Genomic DNA, 12,327 nt, shown 5'->3' with positions numbered 1-12,327 from the left:
ACTCGCTCGTCTGCTTGCGGATTCTTCATCAGCGGTCCCGAGCCACCCCGTGCTTTTTGCCGGCACGGTGTGAGTTACCGGGACCGAAGGTTTTAAGAGTTCGCTTCGATCGTTGAGGATGGGAATTGAGATGGAAATCCAAGTTGCAAAATTGGCGGAAGACAAGTATCCGCTTGTCGTTCGGCTTCTCCACTGGGCCAGAGCGTTCCTGATCTTCGGACAACTGTGGATGGGATGGACAATGGTCAGACTTAGCGATGACCTTCCGGCCAAGTTCGACTGGTACTACCCGACTCATAAGCAGTTCGGGATTCTGACTCTTTTGCTCGTTCTGGTTCAACTCGCGATCCGTTCCCGGAAGACGCTGCCGGCTCCGCCGGCGGGGCATGCCGACTGGGAAAAGAAATGCGCCAAGGCAGCGCATTACCTACTGTACGCTTTGGCTATCGTGGTGCCGTTGATGGGTTACTCGATGTCGAGCACATTTACTCAAAGCGACGGTGTACCGTTTTTCGGGGCGCAGTTGCCTGAGCTCCTGCCTAAAAACGATAATTGGTTCAAGGTATTCCAGTGGTTGCATAGGACGTTAGCCTATACGTTGCTCGCGCTCATCGCGTTTCACATCCTCGGTGCGTTGAAGCATCGCTTTTTGGACGCGGATCGCCGCAACGATGTCTTGCGGCGCATCTTGTAGGCCAAGTGCGACATTTCGATACCGAGTGGGCACCTTGGGTCGGCGATCGATTCGGCCGCCGATCCGTACAATCCTCGCCTGGGGACAGGGCCGGCCTCCTGGCGTATTGCGCACTCACCGCTTGCTGAACTCAGGGCAGAGTTCACGTGGTGAATAATCCATGACGGGTTTTATTCTCCCGGATCATCTGGTGATCGCAAAAAATATACTCGGTCGAGACAGCCCTCGCTAAGTAGCTGTTTTAATTATGGCCTCCGAATTCAAAAAATTGCCTCCATAACGGTCGGGCCCCTTGTGTGACGCGCGCTTTCGTTCGTTCTAAAAGCGATAGTCGGTCGAGCCTTGGCATGTCGGGCGATTCCGAGACTGAACCATTCGTGCCAACGCTTTCGCCCCAGCGGACATTGGACAAGCGGGCAGATGAAATCGGCTTCGCGCCCTGCTTACGCCAAGTACGTTTTTCTTTCCGTATTCGATCTGCGGCACCCAATTGCAATGCTCAGCCGGATCACATCGCGACCGCCACAGGCTGAACGCAGACCGGCCGCACTCTCGCCGGGTCCGGAATCTGCAATCCTGAGACGTAGCTGTGCGGCACCAGCCCGGTCAAACAATTCGTTCGCACCAGATAGTTGCCCCCGGAAACCATTGACGGCGAGGGCGGTTCTGTCGTAATTTAATTGCTCCAACTTCAAATTAAAGCTAATTTTGATCTTTTAAACTACGCTCATGAGGTAACCTTGAGTGATCGAAAAATCCAGCGCCTGATAAAAGACGCGCCGCGCGGACAACCACTTGATCCAGCGATGTTGCGGAGCTTAGAGATAAACCCGGCCCAAACCACCTACCTGGTTAACGCGGGGTGGCTCCAACGCTTGTCGAAAGGAGCATATCTAGTCGCTGGGGATGTTGCTTCTGTAGAAGGGATCATCACCTACCTGAGCAGGAGGATTCCCGGACTGCACGTTGGAGGCAAAACAGCGCTTGACTGGCAGGGCGTCCGGCACAACGTTGCCTTCAGACCCAGGATCACGCTGTGGGGATCGAAATCCTATCGCTTTCCCACTTGGATTGAGCAGCACATGCCCTACACGTTTCAGACAACGCAGTTGTTTGACGATCAATATTCGGTGATTCAATGGCTGCGACCGTTGCCATCCAAAAGCGCGCACGTGTTGGTTTCGGTCCCAGAACTTGCCCTGTTAGAACTTGCGAGCGATATAGGGAAGAGAGGCAGAAAAGGGCAATCACTGGACGAAGCGGCACATCTGGCGGACATGTTGCGTAACGTGCGCATTGATATTCTCAGCCCCTTGCTGGAAAATTGCGTCCGCGTAAAAGTCGTGAAGCTAGTACGCGATTTAGGCCAAAGCAGCGGTTACCCTTGGGGGGAAGATCTTCAGAAATACGTAAATCGCCTGAGTCAGGGAAAACGCTGGTCAATCAAGGAAAAGGACGGGAGGCGACTTACGTTGAAACCGTGACGGCGACTCAAAGAAATCAGCGACTCCGACACCCAGCGCGATAGCAAGCTTCTCTAGATAGCGTCAAGCAGCATGGCCGGCTTACCGTCAATTATTTTGGCCGGTCGACCGGGGTGATTGTCGGTGGTTATTCGGTCATGGTTGTCGCTCCTTCCCTGTGATTGTCGGCGCCGGTTGGTTTGTTTGTCGCTGGCCGTACGACGGCGGTAGCTTTCGACGTTCATTTCGAAGATCGTCGAGTGATGGACGAGCCGGTCGATCGCAGCGACGGTCATGCCGGGATCTGGAAACACGTCATTCCAGCCCGAGAACGGCTGGTTGGCGGTTATCAGAAGACTGCGGCGCTCGTATCGTTCGGCGATCAGCTCGAACAACACGCTCGTTTCGGTCTGGTCCTTTCGGGCGTACGACAGGTCGTCCAGGATGACCATGTCGAAGCGGTCGAGCTTGGCGAGCGCTGAAGGCAATTGCAGGCTCTGACGTGCGGCCCACAGCTTCTGCACAATCTCACTGGTCCGCGTGAACAGCACCCGGTAACCGGCGTCGATCAGCGCGTGTCCGATGGCCGCCCCAAGATGACTCTTGCCGACTCCTGGTGGGCCGAACAGGAGCACTGTGGCGCCTTTCTCGAGCCATGAATCGCCGGTCGCCAGTGCCATCAAGTGAGCTTTGGAGACCATCGGCACCATGCCGAAGTCGAAGGTAGCCAGTGTCTTGGTCGGATCGAGATGCGACTCGGCGCGGTGTCGCTCTATGCGCCGCTTGGCGCGCTCGGCCAGTTCGTGCTCAAGCAGTACACCCAGCAGTCGAGTTGCCTGCCAGCCTTCCTTGTCGGAACGCTGGGCGAATTCAGGCCACAGGCGGGCGATGGTCGGCAGGCGCAGTTCATTGAGCATCAGGGCCAGTCGGCCGGGATCGTAAGCGGGTGTGCTCATGCCGCTACCTCCTCGCCCTGAAGATCGTCATAGGTCCGGATGCTGCGTGCGATGAATGCGCAAGTTGCATGGCACACGACACGTTCCATCTCCTCGATGTCTTGCCATTGCAATGTCTGTACACCCTTACCACCCTACGCAACGCTCAGATGGCCTCGCTCCCGTGACACAATGTCCATACCGGCCCCACACAGCAGAATGGAGAAAGGTTTGGGCAAGAGCACCGTGCCGAATACCGAGACATGGCATATGGACGACGCCACCGCAGGTGCGTGGATCCGTGCCGCCCATCTCGGCCGGAGAATGAAGTTCGCCAAGGGCGCCATGATTTATCGTCAAGGCGAGTTCGGATCTACTTTCTATTTTCTGCTTGCGGGCCGTATCCAGGTCTCGATTTTCCAGAGTGACGGCGCGGAGTTCATTCTCGAGGTAATGGGCCCTTGGGCCATGTTCGGTGAAAGTCCGGCGATGGACGGCTACCCCCGCATCGCCACGGCTATCGCAGTCGAAGATTCCGAGGTAGTTGAATTTGATATCAGGGTAATCATTGAAACGATCTCGTCTCGCCCTGAACTCGCCATCTCGTTAATGCGAATTGTCGCGCTCAAGCAGCGCGTCCTGGCATCTCGAATCCAGTATCTGGCTCTTCCGAAGCCGGAAATGAGAATAGGCGAGCTGCTGGGACGGCTGACCGAACTGTATGGCGAAAAGCACGTACACGGCACGCTTATAGCTATGACCTTGACCCACGAGCAAATCGCGGCGATGACAGGTGCGACCCGAGTCACGGTTACACGCGCGTTGAAACGGCTGACAACAGTCGGAGCAATCGAGATCCGGAAGCGCCGCATCTGGGTTATCGATCCGTCAAAACTTCTAGGGTGATTTTGTAACTCGCTATACAGACGTCCCTCTGTCGCTCACTTAAAGTCTGGCTCGTCGGAAGCAGTTTCCACGTCCCACACCAGCTGATTTGAAGGACTGTCATGAGCAAAATCGAGCGCTTGCGCCTTCCGGAAGATGACGCAACTTTCGGAAGCAATCGCATTTTTGATCTTTTCCAATACTCACCAGCAGTAACTGCAAATGGACTGGTCTTTGTCGCCGGCCAGATTGGCCTGCGTGCCGACGGATCGATACCCGAGGATTCCAAGGAACAGATTGAAGTCGCCTTCCGGCGAATCGAAGCGGTCCTGCAACACCTGGATCTCGACTTCACAGACGTCGTCGAACTCGTTTCCTATCATGTCGACATCGGGTCGCAACTTGCTACCTTCCGGGAAGTGAAGGAACGATACATCCGCTCCGACTTCCCGGCGTGGACAATTCTCGGAGTGGCCTCCCTAGCTCGCCCCGAATTGATCGTCGAGATCAAGGTGGTTGCAGCCACGCGCAAGTGACCCGGTCGTTTGTCTGCGGCATCGTGAGCGGAAATCCACATTCCACTGACGGCCATACGTCTGCGAGTCAAACTGTTTCCTGCGTTGCGCTCTGGCACGCAACTAGACTGTCAGGGCATGCTCAATCTGCCATTGCAGGCCGTTCGATGGCTCACGTGCCTACGACGACTCGCCGGATTTGACGATCCGCGCACCTGGACGTCGGAGCACGCCATCGACATGTGGAAGCGGTTAGTAGTGTAGGAACATTGCGACGCGGGCTATTAGGCAGCACAGAGCACCCGCGACCGCGATCATCTCCAGAACCTTTACTTCGTATACCTACGTAATCATGAATACACCAGTTAAAACCGACGGATTTGCATTTGTCGAGTTCGTTTCGCCTCGTCCCTCGGAACTCATCGATCTTTTCAAACGCCTTGGATTTCGTCTCCGTGGCAAGTCGAAGAACGAAATGTACCTCATGACGCAAGGCACGGCCGCATTCATAGTCAACGGCAACGCAAGCGCATTCCAGTCGAAACACGGCGCGTCCGTGCGTGCGATTGGAATCCACGTCAGCGACGCGCGGCTCGCGCACGCCCAAGCTCTTTCCGGTGGAGCGCGCACAGCCAGCCCAGACACCGAAGGAATGTTTGTCATCGATACACCAACGATCCTCGGTATTGGTGAGAGCCTCGTGTACTTCGTCGACACCGACTTCCACGAAGTCTTTTCATTGCCAGTCGAAGCCCGGCAAGTAGCGGTAGGCGACGCACATATCATGGCGGTCGATCATACGTCCAATATCGTTCACCCCGAAAATCTCGATCGTTGGGCCGACTTTTACCGTGACACGTTCGGATTTGCAGAAAAGCAGTATCTGGAAATCAAGGGGCATATGTCCGGCATGCGCGCCCGCTCCATGGTAAGCCCATGCGGACGCGTCTCGATTCCGGTAGCTGCGGCCGCTCATGACCAGCCCGGTGTACTCAATCAGAACGATGAGTTCATTCGGGATTACGGCGGCGAAGGGATCCAGCACATTGCGTTGCTTACGTCCGACATCGAAGTCACGATCGAGAAGCTCAAGGCGGTTGGCATTGAGTTCATGACCGCACCGTCGCAGAACTATTACGACGGCATTGACGCACGGCTGCCGGACCATGGCCTCGACGTTGAGCGGTTGGCTAAGCGAGGGATCCTGGTGGATGGCAAGGGTCCCCAGAAGCTCCTGCTCCAGCGATTTACGAAGCGCCAGATTGGTCCGGTCTTTTTCGAGATCATCGAGCGCCGGGGGGAGGACGGCTTCGGCGAAGGCAATTTCAAAGCGCTGTTCGAGTCGCAAGAGAAAGAGCAGCAGCAACGCGGCTCGCTCCAGTGAAGGTACGACAGAGATCTACGGTCCCTGCCGCACCTGAGACGCTACCACCCACAAGCTATCACGAGGGCGCCGCGCAGTAGTCTTCACTGAAAGGAAATCACCATGACCGCATCCGTTTGCACTTTCCATCCCCACGGCACGGCGTTCTCCTGCGAGGGACAATCCACGATTTTGGACGCAGCACTCGCAGCCGGGGTATCCGTACCATTTTCGTGCCGTCGAGGGGCTTGCGGCTCGTGCGTGGCCGAGGTGCTGTCGGGGGCGCACGAGCGGGTCGCGCCACCGGCCCTGGATGAGTTCGAGCCTGGACCGAACCGGCTGCTGATGTGCAAGACACGAGCGTTGGGGCAATTGACGCTGGAAGTACCAAATTGGGTGCCGACGCCAGCGCCCACGCGGCGGACTGTGCGAGTAGTTGTGGTCGAGCCGCTGTCGCCAGATGTGTGGCGGCTTGTAGTCGCGCCGTTACCCGGCGAGTCCTTTGAGACTCGTGCAGGCCAGCACCTGCAGTTCCTCTTGGAGGGCGGGGAGCACCGCAGTTTCTCGGTCGCCAACCTGCGCAACACCCACGAGCCATTGGAACTGCACATCCGCCGCGTTCCGGGTGGGATATTCTCAGACGTACTGCTCAGGCAACTTGCGGCTGGCGATTCTATGACAGTGGACGGCCCCTTTGGCCTACCGCCAGCACCCTCACGCGAACATGTTCGCCGCCTCGTGCTGCTGGCCACAGGTACCGGCTACGCAGGGGTGCGGCCCGTGCTGCTGGAAGCGCTGCACAGTGAGCAATACGACAGCATTGCGTTGTACTGGGGCGGTCGTCACACCGACGACCACTACGCTGCCGACGAACTCAACAGCCTCGCTGAGAGCCATCCTCGCTTCAGATGGACGGCCGTAGTGCCGAGGAAAACCAAGGCTTACGCGGGCCGCGATTCTGCGTTACAGCACCATGTACAAGATTACGCACTCGCGGACGGCGGCAACTGGCAAACAACGCGCGTGCATGCCTGCGGTAATACGGGTATGGTGAGCGACGCACGCGCGGCGCTAACAGCCGCCGGCCTGCCTTCGGAGCAGTGGCATGCCGACGCATTCGTACCTAGCGGCAAAAACGTGCCGGACTCGAGGGCGTGGGAACGCGTCGGTCCGCGTTTTCGGCGCGAAGGAATTCTCGCAGCGCGCGAACGCTCTATTGACGCGGTTTATGACATTGCAGCGCAGTTGCGCCCTGGGATGACCATGGCCGAGGCTACCGAACTCGCTGACCGGCGCCTGCGTGAACTCGGCGCAGAGCGCAATTGGCACCCCACCTATATCCGATTCGGCCCAGACACGACCAGCCTTGTGCGCGAGCCTGATCGTGCGCGTCTCCTATGCGACGACGATATCTTTTTCGTCGACATCGGTCCGGTTTGGGACGGTTATGAGGGAGACTACGCCGATACGTTCGTGTTAGGCGAAGATGCCGACCGGCTGCGATGCGCCAGGGCAGTCCGCTCGATTTTTGATGAAACCCGCGAGGCCTGGCTGCGCGGCATCAGCGGCGAGGCACTGTACACCCACGCAGAAGCGCTAGCGCGCACGCACAGCTGCGAACTGGTGCGTGAAGCTGAAGGCCACCGCATCTCTGATTTCCCGCACGCCCTCTACGGTCCGCACCAGCTCGCGCAAGCAGGCTTTGCTCCGACTGACGGACTTTGGGTGTTGGAGATCCAGCTCCGCGACCAGACCCATGAGATCGGCGCCTTCTTCGAGGACGTGCTGCTGCGCGACGATTCGGCATCTTCGGCCACGTATCGCAATTTGCAACGGCCAGACACAAGTCCTTTGGATAGCTGATCTGATAGCTTTCTTCACGAATTACGCGTTCGGTCACGCACCGGTCAACAAGTTGACATACCTATTGGTCGCCGCGCCGAGCTCCGTGCACTAGCACGGAGCTCGGCAGAGACAGAGAGTCACTGAGCAGTCTAAAGACCGGCATCAGCCGTCGACGATCACTCCGAAAGCCGAATCGAGGAGGAAAGTAAGCGTCATGCGGACAAATGCTTCTGGAGCCTCGATCATCACCCAGTGGCCAGCTTCTGGTACAACGATGCCCCAGGCCTGCCTGATGAGTTCAAGATAGCCGTAGGTTCGCGCGAGGACAGCGACTTTGTCCTCCTTACCACCGACGACAAGTGTTGGTGCGCTCACGCTGGCGATTTGCTCGTGGGTATACGCAAGCTTGGAGCGAACGATGCTTCGGATAGCCACCTGGGCATCAGCATTCTGCATGATTTCGTGCCTATATTGCACGAGCGCCGGATCGACAACGTGACTGGAGCCAGTCATAGTCGTCATGATTTGTTGCATGCCATCGAGCGTGAAATCATAGGCCTGTAGTTTTTTGATGTAGGTTGGATCTGGATTGGCAATATCAAGTCCAGCACTACCCATCAGCACGAGTTTCTGCACACGCTCAGGCGAGTTGATAGCGAGTCCCAGAGCTGTCGCTCCGCCCATGGAATTGCCAATCAAGCTGGTTGAACGGATTTCGAGTGCATCAAGGAATCCGGCGAGGTGACGGTTACGCCCATCCTGGGAGTAGTCGTAAGTATCAGGCGATGGCTTGCCCGTTCGACCGAAGCCCGGCATGTCGGGCACCAGAACCCGAAAGTGTTCCGCGTATGCATCGATACAACCACGCCAGTTTCCCCAGCCATCGGCACCCGCACCGCCTCCATGCAGAAGGACAAGTGGTCGTCCCGTCCCCTTCTCGATGTAGTGGGTTTTGATGCCGTCGACATCCACAAAGCGGCTCAGAGATTGAATGTCAGTTGGTAGTTGTGGATAGCTCATAAGTTTTCCGAATGATTTTGAAGGTGGTGAAGGTAATCAGGCGCGCGGGTATCAATTTGGCCCGTCAGTCTGACCGCTCATCAAGATTCCGCCCATTCCTGTCCACCATGGTCGCATTTCCTCATAGTAGATGATCCGGCCGGTGTTACTTGCTGATGCACCAGCCATAAACGCCCACGAGGCAATCTCGAGGCCGCCGTTGCCACCGTCCCTAAGAATTACGTCACGCGTTAGTCCGATAATTTTTTCGGAGTCACCGGAGACGAACGCGTTCATGACCTCCTCGTCCCACTCGACATTGACACGCCCCGAATCCGGCAAGCAAATCCAGTGTGACAGCCCTCCGGTTCCCAGTACGGCCACCCTCTCCCCGTCAGGTCGCACGTCTCTCACATATCGATTTAGACATCGGCCAAGTTCGTAACTACGCGCACATGACGGTGCCGGCGTCATGACGGTGTTAATAAATATCGGCACGATAGGCATCTCACAGTCGAGGTTGATGATGGCATTCGGCATCGCCATCCCATGATCCAGTCGTACGTTCTCGACGCCCGCCAGATCAAAACCGTTGTCTGCGCAATAATTCAACAAACCGCTAGCAAATTCGCGATGCCCCGTGAAATGGGTACGCGGCACACCAAGATCACCCAACGGTGTCCATTGGTCGGCAATACCCACCGCCAACGGAATCTGGAAGTCCAGGGAAAAATCGTTGAGATGGTCGCTCGAGGCGATTACCAGTACGTCCGGACGGCTCGCCCTGATCGCGCGACCTATCTCACTGATGCCGTCGAAGATTCGTTGCGCCTGAGTCTCGACATCGTCGGTGACACCGAAGGTGTGAGATGTGGCAGCAGCACTGACTATTTGCCCCATGACGTGTCATCTCTCTCAAGAAAAGGACGGATTGATGCGGGTTTCAGATTTAAAAGACCGCTCAGCCCGAGGTATTTGAACTGGAGGTTCGGATGCACGCCCAACTCCCTAAAAGCGCTTTGCGGATCGCTTTTCAGCATTTCTACCTGCTCGCGAGGTACGAAAAACTGACTGAAAACTGCATCGGGCGTGTCGCGAAAGCGTTTTACCAGCTCTCCGTCCTGTATCAGTGCATGAATGAGCCTGTGTAGTTCAACAGGTGGGCGCCTGTTCTCTGTCATCACGTCTCCCTTCTAGGAACCCACCCGGAGTGGGGTCGACATTTTGCGCAGAAGCGCAAGAATACTTTGGGCGGTGATACGGCCGGTCTTCGGATTTTCGGTCGGAATATTTTCAATTGTCATGGACAGCCGGGCTGCATCGGACTCGACCGTAATCGTGTGCGTGTTACGTTTGAGATCTGGATCGGCCCAGATTTCAAGCTGCGTCCGATCCGGCCCAATGCCGGCCAACGCCAGCGCGACCGCGACGTTCAGATTCGCCGGGAATCCTCGAGCCGCCTCGCGTGCAGTTCCAGAAAACACAAGGGTGCGCTCGGTGCAACCGTCAAGAGAAATACCACGATCGAGCAAATACGGAGCCCCAAGCAGCCCGCTGACGGGTTTGCGAGTGATCATTTGCACCGAGCTGATCTCTCCCTCGGCTGCAGCTGTCACGGCATCGAGCCCGAGCAGCGCACCGCTCGGCACCATGATTTGCCCACCATGCTGCGCTGCAAGACCTGTCAGATGATCATTATCAAGCAATGCGCCACAGCTCAGTACAACGACCTGACGGCCGGCACGCAATGCAGGCTCCGCGATCTGCGGAAGCAACTGTGCCGGTGCGCATTCGATAACAACATCACACGTCTCCGCGATTTCTTCGAAGCTCGCGATCTTCGGACTTGAGCTAAGCCCCGAGAGCCAGTCGCGCGCAGCGGATTCATTGCGAGCCGCGACTGCAACCAGCTCCACACCGGGAATGCCACGGTCCAACGCTTTCGCCAACGACTTACCTACCGTTCCAAGTACCGCGATACCTACTCGCTTGGGACGAACATTTTCAAAGTTATCCATTAAGAATATTTCCGTATAGGTTGATCAGCCAGTCACTATTCACGACACCAGTTTTCCGTTTATGTTGAATTCTTGAGTGTTTACGTGCCGAGTCACAAACGATTAATGTAATGTGCCCGGCACACGCATACTCATGCGTCACGGTCGCGGGACATGACGTTCAGATGAAAGTGATGGAAGCGACGTCACGACCACTTCCGACACGAGCAATGCCGAAGCGAAGCTGCTCGGGGGATGCCAAATTCGCGGCTCGCCGAACTATCACGTCGTTGCTAATCGCAAACACTTTGGATGCCGATCCGTAGCGACCGGTTACAACCGGTGCTCACGGACTCACCGAGCGTGGAACACCAGAGTGTGACTGCGAAACCGGAACCCAACCATCAAGCAGTGAACGTCTGGCTAAACGATCGGGCGAGCATCGCCCTATCGTTGCGTTCGCGAGATGACCCACCTGCTCCGCAAAATCGGGCGTTTCTGAAGACCATCCGCTTAAAGCCCTTGTCACCGGCCCGAAACCTGCGCGATTTGGCTGGTGGCTACCCTCACGCGCGTCACTGAAATGCGATGCTCGTACCAGACGCTGGAGTCCCCCTTAACGTCTCTGGCTACGTCAAGACCATGTCGCAAATGCCATTGCACAGCCCGTTCCAGCCAGACTGCGATAGCACGGAATGTAGTCGATCAGCTCCATGCGCATGCCGTCCACCGCCCCGGCAAGTGCAGACCAACAGCGAAATTCGGAATTCCCAGACTGCAGCTTGACGAGGGGAAGCGATGCGTGGGCTTCGGGGCCACCTTTTGCGAGTGACGCAAGGAAATCGCGATCGAACTCTTCGTCCACGACAAAGTGACTGAGGCCACCCGTGGAAATTACGACAACCCGCAAATCTTCCGGCCACGATTCAATCTGACGACGAATTGCCTGACCGATCTGGAATGCGCGCGACGGCGAAACATTATTGGGAGGATAGTAGGTGTTAATACTTACCGGAATGGCCGGGTACGCCGGACCCGTCATCAACTTGTAGTAAACGTAGCCAAACGAATGACTCATCGCCTGGCCGTCGCGAAAATACTTTGACTGAGCGACGTCGAACCCGTCATCCATCAATCCCTGGATGAGTCGTTCTGCGTGAGCGGAAGCGACCGGATAATCCTTTTCCTCTTGGGGATACCAGAGCGCCTGATCGAGCGCCGGATCGTACTTCCATTTCATGATCCCGCTCGGGCGGTACGGCAGCGTTTCCCCCCAAAAGATCGACAAGGCCGGCATATTATCGTCGCGAAATACCTCTTTATGGTCATCACCAATGATAACGACCAGGTCCGGCTTCGCATCGTCGAGGATACTGGCCAACCGCTCAACAGCGGCCTGGTTTTGCTCATGCCGCTGCTGAAGCTTCTCCGGCGTGATTTCACTAGCGAGAGCGGGATCGGCCGACTCAAGCAGTTGCTGGTACGTCACACGTTGCCCGGTTCGATCGTGCAGCACAAAGAAGTTTTGATCGTCGGACGCGGCGCGCGCAAGCCACCCACTGGGCGTCATTAAAAGGGTCGGACTGTGCGACGAACCGATGCCCATCACAATTTTTGCCATTAGCACTTCC

Annotated in this window: 12 protein-coding genes; 6 read left to right on the top strand and 6 right to left on the bottom strand. The window is 56.7% G+C overall.

The window, feature by feature from the left end:
• Positions 1 to 130 precede the first annotated feature (130 nt).
• Positions 131 to 694 (top strand): cytochrome b, encoded by a 564-nt coding sequence (locus A6V37_RS36450; RefSeq protein WP_064265242.1) that lies wholly within the window; start codon positions 131 to 133, stop codon positions 692 to 694.
• Between the two features lie 740 nt (positions 695 to 1,434).
• Positions 1,435 to 2,178, top strand: coding sequence for a type IV toxin-antitoxin system AbiEi family antitoxin domain-containing protein (locus A6V37_RS36445; protein ID WP_064265081.1), 744 nt, complete (start codon positions 1,435 to 1,437; stop codon positions 2,176 to 2,178).
• Positions 2,179 to 2,231: 53 nt separating this feature from the next.
• On the opposite strand, the gene istB is transcribed toward A6V37_RS36445, so the two are convergent.
• The gene (istB, locus tag A6V37_RS36440; protein ID WP_165614388.1) at positions 2,232 to 3,113 is read right to left on the bottom strand and encodes an IS21-like element helper ATPase IstB; all 882 of its coding nucleotides are present in this window, start codon (positions 3,111 to 3,113) and stop codon (positions 2,232 to 2,234) included.
• Between the two features lie 210 nt (positions 3,114 to 3,323).
• Between istB and A6V37_RS36435 the strand changes: the two genes are divergently transcribed.
• The 4 genes from A6V37_RS36435 (at position 3,324) to A6V37_RS36420 (ending at position 7,718) form a co-directional block, all read left to right on the top strand.
• Complete coding sequence (locus A6V37_RS36435; protein ID WP_064265080.1) at positions 3,324 to 3,998, top strand: Crp/Fnr family transcriptional regulator; 675 nt, start codon at positions 3,324 to 3,326, stop codon at positions 3,996 to 3,998.
• A gap of 101 nt (positions 3,999 to 4,099) precedes the next feature.
• Entirely contained in the window at positions 4,100 to 4,513 is a 414-nt protein-coding gene (locus tag A6V37_RS36430; protein ID WP_064265079.1) for a RidA family protein, read from the top strand.
• 331 nt (positions 4,514 to 4,844) lie between these two features.
• Complete coding sequence (gene hppD / locus A6V37_RS36425; RefSeq protein ID WP_064265078.1) at positions 4,845 to 5,876, top strand: 4-hydroxyphenylpyruvate dioxygenase; 1,032 nt, start codon at positions 4,845 to 4,847, stop codon at positions 5,874 to 5,876.
• Positions 5,877 to 5,978: 102 nt separating this feature from the next.
• On the top strand, positions 5,979 to 7,718 hold the full coding sequence (locus A6V37_RS36420) for an NAD(P)H dependent flavin oxidoreductase family protein (RefSeq protein WP_064265077.1): 1,740 nt from the start codon (positions 5,979 to 5,981) through the stop codon (positions 7,716 to 7,718).
• A 144-nt stretch (positions 7,719 to 7,862) separates the two neighbouring features.
• On the opposite strand, the gene A6V37_RS36415 is transcribed toward A6V37_RS36420, so the two are convergent.
• The 5 genes from A6V37_RS36415 to A6V37_RS36400 form a co-directional block, all read right to left on the bottom strand.
• Positions 7,863 to 8,720, bottom strand: a complete 858-nt coding sequence (locus A6V37_RS36415) for an alpha/beta fold hydrolase (protein WP_064265076.1) — start codon at positions 8,718 to 8,720, stop codon at positions 7,863 to 7,865.
• A 51-nt stretch (positions 8,721 to 8,771) separates the two neighbouring features.
• Entirely contained in the window at positions 8,772 to 9,599 is an 828-nt protein-coding gene (locus A6V37_RS36410; RefSeq protein ID WP_064265075.1) for a DODA-type extradiol aromatic ring-opening family dioxygenase, read from the bottom strand.
• Positions 9,587 to 9,880 carry a hypothetical protein gene (locus tag A6V37_RS41120; RefSeq protein WP_131799783.1) on the bottom strand — a complete coding sequence of 98 codons (294 nt, stop codon included), beginning with the start codon at positions 9,878 to 9,880 and terminating at the stop codon, positions 9,587 to 9,589. The genes A6V37_RS36410 and A6V37_RS41120 overlap by 13 nt, the downstream gene beginning before the upstream one ends.
• Before the next feature lie 12 nt (positions 9,881 to 9,892).
• Complete coding sequence (locus A6V37_RS36405; protein ID WP_064265074.1) at positions 9,893 to 10,717, bottom strand: aspartate dehydrogenase; 825 nt, start codon at positions 10,715 to 10,717, stop codon at positions 9,893 to 9,895.
• A gap of 613 nt (positions 10,718 to 11,330) precedes the next feature.
• Entirely contained in the window at positions 11,331 to 12,317 is a 987-nt protein-coding gene (locus A6V37_RS36400; protein WP_165614387.1) for a DODA-type extradiol aromatic ring-opening family dioxygenase, read from the bottom strand.
• Positions 12,318 to 12,327 lie beyond the last annotated feature (10 nt).

The organism is Paraburkholderia ginsengiterrae, from assembly GCF_001645125.1.
Lineage (GTDB): Bacteria > Pseudomonadota > Gammaproteobacteria > Burkholderiales > Burkholderiaceae > Paraburkholderia > Paraburkholderia ginsengiterrae.
This window is presented reverse-complemented; position numbering and strand designations above follow the sequence as displayed.